A 15,878-nucleotide genomic window follows, 5' to 3' on the forward strand; every position below is an offset into this window, starting at 1 on the left:
CGCGCGCCGGACCGGTTCGTCTCCGCACGCTAGCGGCGGGACGCCTCGCCACCCGGCAGGAAACGCGGGTGGGCGGACAGCTCACTAGGGTCGGCCGGGTGGCCGTGCGCGCAGGGATCGTCGTCACCGGGACCGAGGTGCTCACCGGTCGGGTGAGCGACCGCAACGGGCCCTGGCTGGCCGAGGAGCTGCGCCGGCTCGGTGTGGACGTCGGCGCGGTGCTCGTGGTCGGCGACCGGCCCGAGGACCTGCGCAACGCGCTGCGCTTCCTGGCCGGTGAGGACGTCGTCATCACCACCGGCGGGCTCGGCCCGACCGCCGACGACCTGACCGCGGAGGTCGTCGCCGGCGTGCAGGGCCGGCCGTCGTCGCTCGACCCGGAGCTGGAGCGGCACGTCGCCGGCATCGTCGAGGGCCTCATGGACGGCCGCGGCTGGCGCGCCGACCCGGCGGCGACGGCGGCCGGCGTCCGCAAGCAGGCGCTCGTACCCGAGGGCGCGACGGTGCTGCCGCCGGTCGGGACGGCGCCGGGGCTCGTCGTCCCCCCGGCGGAGGGGCGAGACGGGCCGGTGGTCGTCGTCCTCCCCGGGCCGCCGTCGGAGCTGCAGGGGATGTGGCCGGCGGCGCTGGACGCCGAGCCCGTGCAGCGTGTGCTGGCCGGCCGCAGCGAGCTGCGCCAGGAGACGCTCCGGCTGTGGGGCACGCTGGAGTCCCAGCTGGCGGCGACACTGCGGGAGTCCGAGTTCCCTGGCCTGGAGGTGACCACCTGCCTGCGGGACGGCGAGCTGGAGATCGTCACCCGCTACGGCCCCGACGCCCAGCCGGAGTACGACCGGCTGGTCGGGGCGGTGCGGGAGGCGCACGGGCCGCAGCTGTTCTCGACGGGCCCCACGGTCGACGACCTGGTGGCCTCGGCGTTCGCCGACCGCAGGCTGACCGTCGCGACGGCGGAGTCGTGCACCAGCGGGCTGCTGGTGGCCCGGCTGACCGAGCGGGCCGGGTCGTCGGCGTGGGTGCTCGGCGGGGTGGCCTCGTACGCGAACTCGGCCAAGGAGGCGCTGGTCGGCGTCCCGTCGGAGCTGCTGGCGTCGTACGGCGCGGTCAGCACGCAGGTGGCGGCGGCGCTGGCCGAGGGAGCGCGGTCCCGCTTCGGTGCGGACGTGGGGGTCGGCATCACCGGGATCGCCGGCCCCGGCGGTGGCTCCGCGGAGAAGCCGGTCGGGACCGTGCACCTGTGTGCCGTCGGGCCGTCCTCCGAGGGGCTGTCGCGCTCGGTCGTGCTGCCCGGCTCGCGTTCGGCGGTGCGGCACCGGTCGGTCAGCCTGGCGATGCACATGGTGCGCCAGCTGCTGCTCGGTGGGCCGCCGGCCTAGTGGAGCTGCTGACGCTGCCTGCTCGGCAGCTCTCGTCCTTCGGCAGCTCCGGTGCGGAACTGCTGCGCGCGGCGCTCGTGCAGGAGTCGCAGGACGGGTTCGCTGCCGACGTCGTCCGCGTGGCCCCGGGCGGCGTCATCGGCCGGCACCCCATCCCGCTGTGGCAGCTGTTCCCCGTGGTCTCCGGCAGCGGCTGGGTCACCGGGGCCTCCGGTGACCGCCGGACCCTGCGGCCCGGCGAGGCGGCCCTCTGGTCGCCGGGGGAGGACCACGCGTCCGGATCCGACGGCGGGCTGACTGCCGTGGTGGTGCAAGTGCCGTGCCCGTCCGCTGCCCGAGGAGGTGTCGTGACCGAGCTCGCGAGGTTACGCATGGGTGCAGCACCGCTGGGCACGGGGCCGACGAGCGCCAGCGAGGAGGTCCCGTGACCACCCTGACGTTGCACGCGACCGGGCCCGTCGGGCCGGGCGAGGTCTGGGAGCGCTACGCCGTCCCGGCACGCTGGCCGGAGTGGGCTCCGCAGATCACCGGCGTCGAGGTGCCGGTCGCCCGGCTCGCCGCCGGCGTGCGGGGGCGGGTGCGCGCACCGCTGGGGGTGGTGCTGCCCTTCGTCGTCGAGACGGTGGACGAGGCCGCGCGGCGCTGGTCGTGGACGGTCTCGGTCGGGCCGGTGCGGATGCACCTCCTGCACTGGGTCACCGAGGGTCCGGACGGCGGCAGTACGACGGGGCTGCGGATCTCCGGGCCGGCGCCGCTGGTGGTCGGCTACGCGCCGCCGGCCCGGCTGGCGATCGGCCGGCTGGTCCGCCCGCTGCACTGACGTCCTCCGCTCACCGCGAGGTGCTGGAGAGCGGCGCTGCCCCCGGCGAGGTGAAGAGCTGGCTACCGCTCGGGAACCTCCACGCCGACGAGTTCAGTGAGCTGGACGCCGCCGAGGCCGCCTACCGCAGTGGGATCGCGGCCGGCGACGACCACAGCCACCACGATCTCGCCGGACTGCTCGAGAACCGCGGCGACCCCGACGGGGCCGAGTTCCACCACCGGCTGGGCGCCGCCGACGGGAACGCGCTGGCAGCGGCGGTGCTGCGTCGGCTGCGCGAGGAGGACCGACCGGTCAGGACGCGAGCCGCTCGTGGACCAGGACCCGGACGCCGGACGGGGTCACGTCCTCGCGGTGGATGCGGAAGCCGAGCCGGGTGGTCAGCGCCCGGCTCGGTGCGTTGTCAGGGCGGATGACGGCGGTGAGGCGGTCGAGACCCAGCTGAATGGAGGCGACGTCGAGGCATGCCCGGGCGGCCTCGCCAGCGAGACCGCGGCCCTGCGCGTGCCGGGCGAGGACGTAGCCGAGCTCGACCTCGTCCGACTGCGGCCAGGGGTGCAGCCCGGCGCAGCCGAGGAGGACTCCGGTCCCCCTGTCGGGGAGCGCGCTCTGTCCGAAGCCGCAGGTGTGCCAGACCGCCTCGAACCGGAGCACCCGGGCTGCCGTGCCCTCGGCGTCGAGTGCGGCGCCGCCGATGAAGCGGGTCACGTCCGGGTTGGCGTACAGCTCGGTCAGTGCCTCGGTGTGCTGACCGGAGAGGGGTGGCATGAGCAGTCGCCCGGTCTCGAGGTGCACGGGCGCACGGTAGTCGGCGGCGAACGTCGCCGACTCGTGTCAAGGCCTCCTCCGGATCTGTGGACGACCCGCTGACCTGGGGATTCGCGTTGCCGGGTCGTCTCGCCTCGACTAGACTTCGAACACCTGATCGAGCCGGTGGGAGGTGTCGTGGAGCAGCTGCTGGCCGCACTCGACGCCCTGGCCGCCGAGGACCTGGCCCCGTTGTTCGGCCCGGCGCTGCTCGACCGGTTGCGGCCGCTGCTGGTGGCGCAGAACCGGCTGGCCGCCGAGATCGCCCGCACCGTGCGCGAGGCCGAGGTGTCCGGTGCCGCGGAGGTCGACGGGCTGAAGACGATGGCCTCCTGGCTGCGCGGACACGCGCACCTGTCGGCGTCCGAGGCCGCGCGGGTGGTGCGCGCCGGCCGCGGGCTGGCCCAGCTGCCGGTGATGGCCGCGGCGTGCGCCGCCGGGCAGCTCACCGGCGAGCAGGCGGCGGTGATCGGCCGGGTCGCCGAGCCCGAACACCTGGCCCGCGCCGCGGAGCAACGGGTCGACCTGGGTGTGGTGGACACCGTGCTCACCGACATCGCTCGTGAGCGGCCGCACGCGGACACCGCCACGGCGGTGCACCACTACCTGGACCGCCTCGACGCCGACGGCCCGGAGCCCGACCCGACCGAGCGCCGGCGGCTGGTGATCGCCCGGCACGCCGACGGGTCGATCTCCGGCCGGTTCGACCTGGACGCGGTAGGCGGGGAGAAGCTGCAGACGGCGCTGGAAGCCGTGGTGCAGGCCGGGCGGTGTGCCGCCGATGAGCGGACCCGCGCCCAGCAGCTGGCCGATGCGCTGGTGCAGCTGTGCGACAACCAGTTGGCCTCCGGTCAGCTGCCGACGCTGCGCGGCCACAAGCCGCAGGTCATCGTGAAGATCGGCATCGAGGACCTGGTCGACCCCGCGGTCGGGCGCGGTGCCGCCGAGCTGGGGTTCGGCGCGACGATCTCCGCCGCCCGGGCCCGCTGGCTGGCCTGCGACGGGGCCGTCACCCGGATCGTGATGGGCCCCGACGGGCTGCCGCTGGAGCACGGCCGCACCGTGCGCCTGGTACCCCCGCACGTCCGCCGGGCCGCAGAGGTCCGCGACGGCGGCTGCGTGTTCACCGGCTGCGGCGCCCCCACGCACTGGTGCGACGTCCACCACCTGCTCGAGTGGGCCAACGGCGGCCAGACCAGCCTGGCCAACTCGGCGCTGCTGTGCGAACGGCACCACACGAAGGTCCACCACGGGTTCCGGGTGAAGCGACAACCCGATGGCCGATGGCGCACCTGGCGCCCCGACGGCACCGAGATTCGCACCGGACCAGGCCGCACCGGCCCACCCCTCCCCGGTCCGCCTCTTCCCGCCGCCGCCTGACCGGGCCCGACGACGCACGCCGACGCGCGTTCCACGTGGAACGTGCGGCAGGCCTGCGTCCTGGACATCCGGCGGACGAACGTCGGAGGCGGTGCCTGCAGTCCGTGCTCGTGCGGGGACTGGTCGAGGCGGTGCTGCCCGCCCGGATGGGCGCGCCGTTCCGCTGGCTGGTGGGGTCATCCTGGGTGGGCAACCTCGGCGACGGCATCGCCCTCGCGGCCGGCCCGCTGCTGGTCGCCGGCCAGACCCAGGACCGTTCCTCGTCGCCCTCGGCGCCCTGTTGCAGCGGCTGCCGTGGCTGCTCTTCGGCCTGCAGGCGGGCGTTCTCGCTGACCGCGTCGACCGCCGGCGGCTGCTCATCGGCGTGGACCTGGCCCGTGGTGGCGTCCTGGTCGTCCTCGCGACCGCCCTGCTCACCGGGGACGTCGGCATCGCCGTCGTCCTGGCCGCACTCTTCGTCCTCGCTGTCGCCGAGGTCTTCGCCGACACCACCTCCGGCACGCTGCTGCCGACGGTCGTCCGACGTCCCGACCTCGGCATCGGCAACGCCCGGCTGACGACCGGCGCCCTCGTCATGAACGAGATGGTCGGTCCCGCCCTGGGTGCCGCCCTCTTCGTCGCCGGGACGGCCTGGCCGTTCGTCACCGAGGCCGTCCTCCTGGCCCTGAGCGCGGGGCTGTCGCCCCCTCCTAGGTGGCCGGCACGGGCGCTGCGCCCGTGGTGCCGACGACCGGCTCGACGCCGCCGCCGGCCGACCCCGGCCGCGGGCCGGCCGTTCCCGGGCAGCTGCCCGTGCGCGCCCGCCCGCATCGCCGGCCCTGGGCCTGCAGGCCTCGCTGCTCCTGAGCCCGCCCCCGCAGAGGTGGCCGACCTCCTGCACGACCCGGCCGGCCGGCGACGGGGGCGCGGTGCTCGGCACCCTCTCCGGAGGGGCGCCGGCGGGCGCGGTCGTCGAGCGGTCCTGGGTCCCCTCTGCCTGAATTGCATCCGTGTGGTTACCCTCGGTCGTGCGTCGCGCGCACGGCGCCGTCGTGGGGGACGGTGGCGGGGCTGCGGTCCCCGGGTGGGGACCTGACGCGTGTTCCGCAGGGTCGAGAGAGCGGGCAGGGGTGCACGGACACGTTCCAGCTGGGCACGTCGCACCAGCCGACCCCCTCTCCTCGGTCACCGACGCCGTCTACCGGATCGACCGCAGGTGGCGGTTCACCTACGTGAACGCCGCCGCCCAACGGCTCCTCGGCCGCCGGGCCGACGAGATGATCGGCCGCTATGCCTTCGAGTGCTTCCCGGAGACGCTCGGCACGGTCATCGAGGACGAGTACCGGGCGGTGCTCCTGGACGGGCGGGTCCGCGAGTTCGAGTACTTCTACCCGCCGCTGGACCGCTGGTTCGAGATCCGTGCCTTCGCCGACGCCGGCGGTCTCACCGCCTTCCTCCGCGACGTCGACGACCAGCGCCGCACCGAACAGCGGCGCCTCGCCGAGCTGCGGCAGCTGAGCGCCGTCCTCGAGGCGCTGCCCCCCGCCACGGTGCTGCTGGCCGGCGACGGCCGGATCGAGATGGTCAACCGGGCGTGGACGGCGAACGGCGAGGCGCTGGAACGCACCGGCGACCGGCCGGCCCGGGTCGGCGAGCACTACCTGGAGGCGATGGCCCGGTACGTCGACGCCGAGCACCACGCCGACATCGCCGCCGGTCTGCGGAGCCTCGCCGACAGCGGGGCCCCGCAGTCCACGTTCACCTTCGACTACCCGCACCAGGTCGGCCCGGAGCCAGCGTGGTTCCGCCTGCAGGCCGCGCGGGTCGACGCCTCCGACCGGGTCATCGTCACCCACACCGACATCACCGAGCGGGTGCGCGACCAGCAGGCGCTGGCCTGGCAGGCCAGCCACGACGACCTCACCGGACTGCCCAACCGCGCCCGCCTGCTCGAGCTCATCGGAGAGGCGCTGGAGCCGGGTCGCGGCCCGGCGGCGCTGCTCTTCCTCGACCTCGACGGGTTCAAGACGGTCAACGACTCCCTCGGCCACCACGTCGGGGACGAGCTGCTGCGCCGGGTCGGTGGCCGGCTCGCCGAGCAGGTCCGCCCGGGGGACGCCGTGGGCCGGCTGGGCGCCGACCAGTTCCTCGTCCTCGCCCGGGACTGCGACACCGCCGAGGCAGCCTCCCTCGCCTTCCGGCTGCAGAGCTCCTTCTCCCGTCCCTTCCACGCCGAGGGCATCTCGGTGCCGCTGTCGGCCAGCATCGGCGTCGCCGTCGCCCAGCCCGGCGCCGACCGGGCCCACCAGCTGCTGAGCGACGCCGACACCGCCGCCTTCGCCGCGAAGGGCGCCGGCCGCGACCGCGTGCACGTCTTCTCCCCGGGGCTGCGCGAGGCGGCGCGCTGGCGGCTGGAGGTCGCCAACCGGCTGCGGGACGGCGCCGTCGACGAGTTCGTCGTCCACTACCAGCCCGTCGTCCGGGTGGACACCGGCGAGGTCGAGGGTGTGGAGGCGCTGCTGCGCTGGCAGCACCCCGAGCGCGGGCTGCTGGCTCCCGACGCCTTCCTGTCCGTGGCCGAGGAGACCGGCCAGCTCATCCCGATCACCCGGTGGCTGCTGTGCGAGACGACCCGGCAGGCCGCCGAGTGGGCCGCGCAGGGGCTGCCGCTGCGCATGTCGGTCAACATCAGCGCCCGGCACTTCTCCGCCGAGACGCTGGTGCGCGACGTGCGGGTGGCGCTGCACGACTCCGGGCTGGCCCCGGAGAACCTGGTGCTCGAGCTCACCGAGACCAGCGTCGCCGAGGACCCCACCCGGGCCGAGGACCAGCTGTCGATCCTGCAGACCTCCGGGGTGTCGGTCGCCATCGACGACTTCGGGACCGGCTGGTCCTCCCTCGCCCAGCTCCTGGCGCTGCCCGTCGGGACGCTGAAGATCGACCGCTCGCTGCTCACCGCCGCCGCCCGGCTGGCCTCCAACGGCACCGGGCCGGTGCTGGCCGCCATCGTCTCGCTGGCCCGCACTCTGGGGATCCGCTCGGTCGCCGAGGGCGTCGAGACCGCCGAGCACCTGCAGATGGTCCGCGAGGCCGGCTGCGACCTCGCCCAGGGCTACCTCCTCGCCCACCCGATGCCGGCCTCCGAGGTCCTGCACTGGGCGTCTCGGGTGCGGGCCGCCGGGGGTGACTCGTGCGCCCTCGCGCTGCAGGCGAGCAGGCGCTGAGGGGTCTGGTGCGGGCGCGCCGCCTGCGCCGTCGCACGCCGCGGCGGGCCACCGCACCGGCCGGTCCGCCCCGCTCGACGGGTGCGCCGTCCCCCGTCGGGGTCCCGGCCGGGCAGACTGCCCCCGTGACCGACCTGGACGAAGCCGTGGAGACGGCGCCCGACACCGACGCGCTCGACGGGCGGGCGCGCTCGGCGCTGGACCTGCTCATCTGGGACGCGCCGAACATCGACATGACCCTGTCGACGGTCATCGGCGCCCGCCCGACCGCGGCGTCGCGCCCCCGGTTCGACGCGATCGCCGCCTGGTTCGTGGAGGCCGCCGGCGACCCCGGCGCGCCCGACGCCCCCGAGGTCGAGGCCTGCGTCTTCGCCAACATCCCGCCCGTGGTGGGCAGCCTGCAGCGCTGGGTGGAGGCGCTGCGCGGCTTCGGCTTCGCCGTCTTCGCCCGGCCCAAGCAGCAGCCCGACGACGACATCGACCAGGCGATGCTCGACCACATCGACGTCCGCCGGCACAGCCACCGGCTGCGCCGGCTGGTCGTCTTCTCCGGTGACGGCCGCAACTTCGCCGAGCCGCTGGAGGAGCTGGCCCGCACCGGCACGCAGGTCACCGTGGTCGCCTTCAGCGAGGTCGCCGGCTACGCGATCGGCTCGGACCTGCTGGAGTTCATCGACATCGAGGACGTGCCGGGCGCCTTCGCCGTCCCGCTGGACCGGGTGCGCCTGGACGCCCTGCCGCCGGAGGGCGCGTGGCTGCGGCCCACCCGCAGCCTGCGGGACTTCGTCAGCTCCTACGTCCGCCGGAACGGCTGACCCGGGTGTTCGACGAGGACACCGGGCCGGTCGCCACCGAGGAGCTGCTGGTCCCGGGGGAGACCTGCTGGCGGATCGAGCGCGCGGACCGGTACGCGGTCTTCGTCGACGCGGCCGACTACTTCGCCGTCCTGCGGGAAGCGGTGCTGAACGCCCGGCGCCGGGTGCTGTTCATCGGCTGGGACTTCGACCCGCGGATCCGGATGGACCCGCGCGGGGCGCGGCGGCGGCGCGTCGGCGGACGGCGCCCGGACAAGCTGGGCCGGGTGCTGGAGGAGGCCGTCCGCACCAACCCGGAGCTGGAGATCGGCGTCCTGGTCTGGGACTACGGCGTCGTCGGCGCGCTCGGCCGCGGCCTGGTGCCGGTCGTGCTGCTCGACCGGCGCACCCCGGACCGGCTGACGATGACGGTGGACACCCACCACCCCGTGGGCGGCGCCCACCACCAGAAGATCGTGGTCATCGACGACTGCCTGGCCTTCGCCGGCGGCATCGACGTCACCACCGACCGCTGGGACACCTCCGAGCACCTCGACCGCAACCAGCTGCGCCGCCGTCCCTCGTCGCACCGGCTCACCGGCCCCTGGCACGACGTGACCAGCCTGGTGTCCGGGCCGGCCGCCCGCGCGATCGGCGACCTGGCGCGGGAACGGTGGGAGAGCGGCACCGGGCGGGCGCTGGAGCCGGTCGAGGACGTCGAGGTCTGCTGGCCGGACGTCGAGCCGCTGCTGACCGACGTGGACGTCGCCATCTCGCGGACCCGGCCCGAGCACGGCGGGACGAGCCTGGTGCACGAGATCGAGCTGCTGTGGCTGGCGGTCATCGCCGCGGCTCGACGCTCGGTCTACATCGAGAGCCAGTACTTCGCCAACCGCCGGATCGCCGAGGCCATCGCCGAGCGGCTGCGCGAGCCCGACGGCCCGGAGTTCGTCGTCCTCAACCCCGAGACCGCCGAGGGGTGGCTGCAGGAGAAGGCCATGGGTACGGCCCGCGCCAAGCTGCTCGCGCTGGTGCGGGAGGCCGACGTGCACGGCCGCTTCCAGCTCTACGTGCCGGTGACCGAGGGACGGCGGCCGATCTACGTGCACGCCAAGGTCACGGTGGTCGACGACCGGCTGCTGCGGATCGGCTCGTCGAACCTCAACAACCGGTCCATGGGGATGGACACCGAGTGCGACGTGTCCATCGAGGTGCGCCCCGGCGACCCGCGCGCGGAGGAGAAGGCCGCCGCCGTCACCGGGCTGCGCGACCGGCTGCTGGGCGAGCACCTCGGCGTGCCGCCGTCCGCGGTCGCCGACGCGATCGAGGCCTGCGGCGGGTCGCTGCTGCAGGCCGTGGAGAGCCTGCGCCGGCCGGTCGGCCGCTCGCTGGTGCCCTTCGCCCCACCGGACCTCGGTCCGGTGGAGCAGGCGCTGGCCGACACCGAGCTGCTCGACGCCGAGCGGACGCCGAACCGGTGGACGCGGGTGCGCCGCAGCTTCCGGCCGCGGCTGCACGGCGGGTCGGCCCGCCGCCGCTGACCGCCGTGCCGGGGTCCCGCACCCCGGGGCGGGGGACGGGCGAGGAGGGGCCTGGCGGGACTCAGGCCGCCTGGCGCAGCCCCGGCACGGCTGCCTCGCGGACCGCCCCCGGGGGCAGCAGGGCCGGGCTGCCGCTGACCCGTCCGGCCCGTCCGGCGTAGGCGGCCGCGACGAGCAGACCACCGACGACGTTGCCCGGGATGGTCCACACCAGGTTCCCGGCCAGGTCCGCCCATCCCGCGACACCCTCGAGCGCCGCGAGGGAGAACGTCGTCATGTTGGCGATGGAGTGCTCGAAGCCCGAGCCGATGAACGCGAGCAGCCCCCACCACAGGACCATCAGCTTGGCCCCGTCCGTGGCCGCACGCGTCGCCATCCAGACCGCCAGGCACACGAGCGCGTTGCACAGGACCGCCCGCCAGAACAACTGCGGTCCGGTGGCGGCCGTCTTGACGTCGACCATGCTGTCCAGCAGCGCCACGGCGGGCGACGAGCCGGTCGGCCCCGGCCCCGCGCTCAGCACGCCACTCAGGTGGACGGCGCCGGCGAGGGCCAGCGAACCGATCGCGTTGCCGACGAGCGACAGGGCACCGACGGTGCCGGCGGAGCGCCAGCCCGCGCTCCGTCGGCTGATGCCGTGTGCCATCACCATGACGTTGCCGGTGAACAGCTCTGCCCCGGCGAAGACGACGAGGGTGAGCGCGAGGCCGAACACGGCTCCCTGCACCAGCCTGGTCACGGGGGAGCCGGCTGCGGCCAGCGGGGCGGACACGCTGACCAGCAGCACGACGGCGATCCCGACGTAGACGCCGGCCAGCACCGAGCTCCTCAGATAGCCGGCCGGTCCGGTCGCCGCAGCCGCCTTGGCCGCGGCCTGCTCCGTCAGCTCGGCGGCGGCCTCGGGAACGGTCCGCGGCATCAGTGGGCCGCCTGCTCGGCCGCGGCGCCGCCGGCGGGAACGCCGTCCACCCACGGACGGGTCGAGTGCTTGGCCTTGAAGTAGTCCCCGCCCTTGCGGACCACGTCGTCGGTCCCCCACGCCTGGCGGACCTCGGACCGCTTGACCATCTGCGGGATGTGCTTCGAGCAGTGGATGTAGGCCTCGACCACGTCGACGGCCACCCACCGCTCGGGACGCCGTCCGCCGTCCTGCAGCAGCCCGTCGAGGACGCTGTCGGGCAGGTCCGGGCGGGCGAGCAGCTGGTCGTTCTCCAGGACCGAGGCGCGGCCGTTCACGTGCAGCCCGATGGCGTCACCGCAGAAGTCGATGAACAGCAGGCCGATGTGCCCGTTCTCGGCGATGTTCCCGAGGCTGGCCATGACCCCGTTCCCGCGGTACTCCGGGTAGGCGAGGGTCTTGTCGTCCAGGACGCAGACGAATCCGGGCGGTCCGGCGCGGAAGGAGCAGTCGGCCTCGCCGGCGCCGTCGGAGGTGGCGACGAACACCATCTCCATGCGGGCCACGAACTCCCGCATGTGGTCGTTGAGGTGGTCGAGCATCTGGTGGTTGTAGAAGCCGCGGGCGCGGGCGGTCGTGCCGTACCGCTCCTGCAGCAGGTGCTCGCCGATCGAGCCAGGCATGGGGGTTCCTCGGTTTTCGAAGGGGAGGGGAGAGGAGGGGGCGGTCAGCGGGACCCGAGCAGCCGGTCCACGTCGGCCAGGGAGCCGAGTGCCGCCACGGGGGTGTCCGGCTGGGCCATGAGGGTGGTGAGCGCGCCGGCGTCCAGCGGCCGGGCGAAGAAGTAGCCCTGGCCGATGTCGCAGTGGAGGCTCTGCAGCTCACGCACGTGCTCGCTGCGCTCGACGCCCTCGGCGACGGTCTCCAGCCGCAGCGTCTTGGCCAGCGCGACGATGGTGCGGGTCACTGCCGACTCCTCGATGTTCGCGCTCCCCAGTCCGTCGACGAAGGACTTGTCGATCTTGAGGATGTCGATGGGGAAGCGCTGCAGGTAGGTCAGCGAGGAGTAGCCGGTCCCGAAGTCGTCGATGGCCAGGCGGACGCCGAGCTCCTTGAGTGCCTCGAGGGTGTGGATCGTCGCCGCGGTGTCGTTCATGAGGACGCTCTCGGTGATCTCCAGGACGAGCTGGTCCGCGGGGAAGCCGGAGTCCTCGAGCGCCGCGGCCACCTCCTCCGCGAGGCGTGGCTGGTGCAGCTGACGGCCCGAGAGGTTGACGCTCATGACCAGCGGCTCCCGGTCGGGGAACCGGTCGAGCCAGGTCCGGCCCTGCTGGCAGGCGGCGCGCAGCACCCACCGCCCGAGGTCGTTGATCAGGCCGGTCTCCTCGGCGACCGGGATGAACTCCAGCGGCGGGATGAGCCCCCGTTCGGGGTGCACCCACCGGAGCAGGGCCTCGACGCCGATCAGGCTGTTGGTCCGCAGGTCGATCTGCGGCTGGAAGTGCAGCACGAACTGGTTGCGCTCGAGCGCACGGTGCAGGTCGTTGACGATCTCCAGCCGGCGGATGGCCCCGGCCCGCATGACCGAGTCGAAGACCTCGTGCCGGGCGCGCCCCGCCTCCTTCGCGCGGTACATGGCCGCATCGGCGTCACGGAGCAGGCCGTGGGCGTCCCCGCCCGTGCCGCTCGACACCGCGATGCCGATGCTGGCGGTGACGAACACCTCGTCACCGGCCAGGTCGAAGGGCTCGGCGAGCGCTCCGGCGAGGCGCTCGGCCAGCCCCTCGACGTCCCGCTCGTCCACCACGGACTCGGCGAGGACCACGAACTCGTCGCCGCCGAAGCGGGCGACGGTGTCGCCCGGCCGGACCACGGCGCGCAACCGCGTGGCGGCAGCGGTGATCACGGTGTCACCCGCAGCGTGTCCGAGGCTGTCGTTGATCAGTTTGAAGTGGTCGAGGTCGACGAACGCCACCGCGACCCCGCCGCGGCTGCGCTGGGCCAGCGCCACCTCCAGCCGGTCCAGCAGCAGGACGCGGTTAGGCAGCCCGGTCAGCGGGTCGTGCAGGGCGTGGTGGGTCAGCCTGCCCTGGGCGAGCTCCCGCTCGACCACCCGGCCGAGCTGGGTGCCGATCTGGCCCATGACCTCGCACAGGGCGTCGTCGGGCTGCAGCGGCTCGGAGGTGAAGAACTCCAGGACGGCGGTGACCTCGCTGCCGACGAGCACGGGGAAGGCGAAGGCCGCAGCCAGGCCGCTGTCCCGGGCGGCGGCGCGCCGGGGGAAGTTGTCGTCGGTGGTGACGTCGCAGATCCAGCTCGGCTGCTTGGACGCCAGGACGCGTCCCGGGAGTCCGGTGCCGGCGCGGAACGGCGTCGCCGTGGTGGCCTGCAGGAAGGGCAGCAGCCGATCGTCGTCCGGCCGCACCCAGATGTTGGACGAGCGCAGCGTCTCGCCGTCGTCGTCGACCAGGTAGATGTGCCCGACCGGCCACCCGGTGTGCTCGGCGATCATCCGCAGGCCGGTCTCCAGCGCCTCGCGTCCGCTGGAGGTCTCGTTCGACGCGACGCTGACCCGCTGCAGCAGCCTGATGAAGCCCGTCTCCCGGGCGAGCGCCGCCTCGGCGCGCTTGCGCTCGGTGATGTCCCGGAGGATCCCGGTGAAGAACCGGCCCTCGCCCTCGGCCCAGTGCGACAGGGAGAGCTCCACGGGGAACTCGGTGCCGTCCGCACGCTGGGCGTGCACCTCCACGGCACCCGACCCGATGACGCGGGGCTCCCCGGTGAGCAGGAAGCGACCCATGCCGCGTTCGTGGGCGTCGCGGTAGCGCTCGGGCATCAGGATGGTCAGCGGCTTGCCGATGACGTCCTCGGCCGCGTAGCCGAACATCGCCTCACCGCCGCGGTTCCAGCTGACGATCAGCCCGCGGGCGTCGGCGGAGACGATCGCGTCGCTGGCCGACTCGGTGACCGCGCGGTACTTCATCTCCAGCTGGTGCAGCGCCGACTCGGTCTGGTTCCGCGGTGCGACGTCCTGGAACCAGAAGACGGCGACGGGCTCGTCCTCGTGGGTCACGAGCGAGCTGACGTAGTCCACCGTGAGCGAGCTGTGGCCGACGGCGGTGAGGGTGGCGGTGCCACGAGCCGGGCGCCCGGAGTGCAGGGGTGCGCAGAGCGGGCAGTCCTCGGCCGGCTCCCCGGCCGGCCGACCGTGGTGTTCCTCGTGCACGTGGGCGCCCAGCAGGAGGGGACGGACGGTCCCGAGCAGGCGCGCGGCCGCCTCGTTGGCCAGGACGCACCGGCCGGCCATGTCGACGGCGTAGACGCCCTGGTCCGTCACGGCCAGGAGGCGGTCGGCGAGGGTCGGGGGGACGGCGGTCCCGGCCGCTCCGCGGTCACGGCGCCACGGACGGAGCTTGCTGGTCATGGGACTGCAGATCGGGTGGTGGGCGCGCGACCTTGAGCGCTCGATCGTCCCCTGCCCCCTTCGAGGGGGCGAGCAGGGGTCCCGCCGTGAGCGGCACGCCGACGCAGCGGTCCTCGGCAGTGGGCGGGACGGGCGGCGGTTACCGTTTCGCCGCGCGGGCTCTCGTCACTGCCCGTTGCGACAGGCGAACGGAGGGGCACCATGAACACGCCTGGCGTCGACCATCCGCACCGGGACGGCGAGGTGGAGGTGGTGCTGCTCGGGCACCGGGTGTCCGTGAGCGCCAGGGTCGAGGCCGCCGACGCAGCCACGGTCGTCGTCCGCCCGTCGGTCGGTGAGTTCGCCGGGCAGCAGGTCGTCCGCATCGGCGAGGAGGTGCAGCTCGTCTGGCACGACGCTCCCGACGTCCGGATGGTGACGGCCGAGGTGGCGACGGTCCAGCACGGCGCCGTACCGCGCTGGCACCTGGGCGTCACCGCACCCGCCCAGCCGGTCCAGCGCCGGGAGGCCGTCCGCGGCCGCTTACCGCTGCGGCTCACCGTGACGGTCGATCGCGTCGACCTCGAGGGTGACGTCCTCGACCTCAGCGAAGCCGGCGTCCGCGCCGCCGTCGACGCCTACGGCGCGCCTCCGTTGCCGGGTGCCGCGGTCGCCGTCGTCCTGGAGCTGGAGGACGGCGCACTGCGCACCTCAGCCGAGGTGGTCTGGTACCAGGTGCGGGGTCGTCGCTGGATGCTGTCCCTGCGCTTTCCCGACCTGCCGGAGAAGGAGCAGGACCGGCTGCGCCGCCGCGTGTTCCAGGCGATGCGCGAGCAGCGGGCCCGCGCGGCGACCTGATCCGACGGCCCCTGGGGTGAAGCGATCCCGGTTCCACTCAAGCCCGCCACCTCCCCGGCCGATCCCAGGACCGTCGTGCATCCCCGGGGGCGTGCGGCCGGACCGCCTCCGGCCGCGCTCCACCGGGGGACGGTGGATCGGATCGGGGAGAAGAAGATGAGCATTGCCGGCGTGGACTGGCCCGAGCCGGGCGGTGCAGCGGAGGTCATCCCGCTGGCCCGCGGTGTCGCGCTGCCCAGTTCCGTGGAGGTCTCCGACGGGACCGCTCTCCTCGTCCGGCTCGTGCTGGCCGACTACGCCGAGAAGCTCAAGGTCCAGCCGGGGCACCGCGTCGAGGTCCTGTGGGGTGGCCCGACGGGCGGGCGGTCGCTCCCCGCGGAGGTCACCGAGATCCGGTCCGACCCGGAGCTGCGCTGGATCCTGCAGATCACGGGCCCGGCCGAGGCCAGTCAGCGGCGTCAGTCGGTGCGTGCCCGCGTCGAGCTCCCGGTCGTGGCCCGGTGCGGAACCGTGATCATCACCGGTCAGACCGTGGATCTCAGCGAGGCGGGCGCCCGTGTCTGGTTCGACGGCTGGGGTCTGCAGCCGCCACCGGGCACCCCCATCGACGCGACGCTGGAGCTGGGGGACGGCAGCTTCACCGCGGCCGGTGAGGTGGTGCGCGTGGAACCTCGGGGACCGCGCTGGCTGATCTCCATGAAGTTCCCGGAGCTGACCGAGCAGGAGCAGGACCGGCTGCGGCGGCGGGTCTTCGAGGCACTGCGACTCGAGCGCCTCCGCCAGGCCGACTAGGAACTGCCC

General features: G+C 74.3%; 15 protein-coding genes. 10 read left to right on the plus strand and 5 right to left on the minus strand.

Annotated elements, in window-relative coordinates:
- The first annotated feature begins 98 nt into the window (after positions 1-98).
- From GOBS_RS00330 to GOBS_RS00340, 3 genes are read left to right on the plus strand one after another with little or no spacing between them, the layout of a single operon-like run.
- The gene (locus tag GOBS_RS00330) at positions 99-1,373 is read left to right on the plus strand and encodes a competence/damage-inducible protein A (protein WP_041241251.1); all 1,275 of its coding nucleotides are present in this window, start codon (positions 99-101) and stop codon (positions 1,371-1,373) included.
- Positions 1,373-1,801, plus strand: coding sequence for a cupin domain-containing protein (locus GOBS_RS25865; RefSeq protein WP_012946317.1), 429 nt, complete (start codon positions 1,373-1,375; stop codon positions 1,799-1,801). The genes GOBS_RS00330 and GOBS_RS25865 overlap by 1 nt, the downstream gene beginning before the upstream one ends.
- Entirely contained in the window at positions 1,798-2,193 is a 396-nt protein-coding gene (locus GOBS_RS00340) for an SRPBCC family protein (protein WP_012946318.1), read from the plus strand. The genes GOBS_RS25865 and GOBS_RS00340 overlap by 4 nt, the downstream gene beginning before the upstream one ends.
- A gap of 62 nt (positions 2,194-2,255) precedes the next feature.
- Here the strand turns inward: GOBS_RS00340 and GOBS_RS26940 are convergent, their stop codons facing one another.
- Together GOBS_RS26940 and GOBS_RS00345 are read right to left on the minus strand one after the other, a co-directional pair.
- Positions 2,256-2,411 (minus strand): hypothetical protein, encoded by a 156-nt coding sequence (locus GOBS_RS26940; protein ID WP_166487233.1) that lies wholly within the window; start codon positions 2,409-2,411, stop codon positions 2,256-2,258.
- 76 nt (positions 2,412-2,487) lie between these two features.
- The gene (locus tag GOBS_RS00345) at positions 2,488-2,988 is read right to left on the minus strand and encodes a GNAT family N-acetyltransferase (protein ID WP_012946320.1); all 501 of its coding nucleotides are present in this window, start codon (positions 2,986-2,988) and stop codon (positions 2,488-2,490) included.
- Positions 2,989-3,138: 150 nt separating this feature from the next.
- Between GOBS_RS00345 and GOBS_RS00350 the strand changes: the two genes are divergently transcribed.
- From GOBS_RS00350 to GOBS_RS00370, 5 genes are all read left to right on the plus strand, one after another.
- A complete protein-coding gene (locus GOBS_RS00350; protein ID WP_012946321.1) occupies positions 3,139-4,380 on the plus strand; it encodes an HNH endonuclease signature motif containing protein in 1,242 nt (413 codons plus the stop codon).
- Positions 4,277-5,455: an MFS transporter gene (locus tag GOBS_RS25000; protein WP_279432631.1), complete on the plus strand. Its 1,179-nt coding sequence runs from the start codon at positions 4,277-4,279 to the stop codon at positions 5,453-5,455. The genes GOBS_RS00350 and GOBS_RS25000 overlap by 104 nt, the downstream gene beginning before the upstream one ends.
- Positions 5,456-5,489: 34 nt before the next feature.
- Complete coding sequence (locus tag GOBS_RS00360; protein ID WP_012946322.1) at positions 5,490-7,583, plus strand: putative bifunctional diguanylate cyclase/phosphodiesterase; 2,094 nt, start codon at positions 5,490-5,492, stop codon at positions 7,581-7,583.
- Positions 7,584-7,708: 125 nt separating this feature from the next.
- Positions 7,709-8,398: an NYN domain-containing protein gene (locus GOBS_RS00365; RefSeq protein WP_243697604.1), complete on the plus strand. Its 690-nt coding sequence runs from the start codon at positions 7,709-7,711 to the stop codon at positions 8,396-8,398.
- Positions 8,399-8,403: 5 nt separating this feature from the next.
- Entirely contained in the window at positions 8,404-9,918 is a 1,515-nt protein-coding gene (locus GOBS_RS00370) for a phospholipase D-like domain-containing protein (RefSeq protein ID WP_012946324.1), read from the plus strand.
- A gap of 61 nt (positions 9,919-9,979) precedes the next feature.
- On the opposite strand, the gene GOBS_RS00375 is transcribed toward GOBS_RS00370, so the two are convergent.
- From GOBS_RS00375 to GOBS_RS00385, 3 genes are read right to left on the minus strand one after another with little or no spacing between them, the layout of a single operon-like run.
- Entirely contained in the window at positions 9,980-10,837 is an 858-nt protein-coding gene (locus GOBS_RS00375) for a formate/nitrite transporter family protein (protein WP_012946325.1), read from the minus strand.
- Positions 10,837-11,499 (minus strand): pyridoxamine 5'-phosphate oxidase family protein, encoded by a 663-nt coding sequence (locus GOBS_RS00380; protein ID WP_012946326.1) that lies wholly within the window; start codon positions 11,497-11,499, stop codon positions 10,837-10,839. The genes GOBS_RS00375 and GOBS_RS00380 overlap by 1 nt, the downstream gene beginning before the upstream one ends.
- A gap of 44 nt (positions 11,500-11,543) precedes the next feature.
- Positions 11,544-14,240, minus strand: a complete 2,697-nt coding sequence (locus GOBS_RS00385) for an EAL domain-containing protein (protein ID WP_012946327.1) — start codon at positions 14,238-14,240, stop codon at positions 11,544-11,546.
- Between the two features lie 201 nt (positions 14,241-14,441).
- On the opposite strand from GOBS_RS00385, the gene GOBS_RS00390 reads away from it, so the two are divergent.
- Together GOBS_RS00390 and GOBS_RS00395 are read left to right on the plus strand one after the other, a co-directional pair.
- The gene (locus GOBS_RS00390; RefSeq protein ID WP_012946328.1) at positions 14,442-15,077 is read left to right on the plus strand and encodes a flagellar brake protein; all 636 of its coding nucleotides are present in this window, start codon (positions 14,442-14,444) and stop codon (positions 15,075-15,077) included.
- Positions 15,078-15,233: 156 nt separating this feature from the next.
- Positions 15,234-15,869 (plus strand): flagellar brake protein, encoded by a 636-nt coding sequence (locus GOBS_RS00395; protein ID WP_012946329.1) that lies wholly within the window; start codon positions 15,234-15,236, stop codon positions 15,867-15,869.
- Positions 15,870-15,878 lie beyond the last annotated feature (9 nt).

The organism is Geodermatophilus obscurus DSM 43160 (assembly GCF_000025345.1).
Taxonomy (GTDB): Bacteria; Actinomycetota; Actinomycetes; order Mycobacteriales; family Geodermatophilaceae; genus Geodermatophilus; species Geodermatophilus obscurus.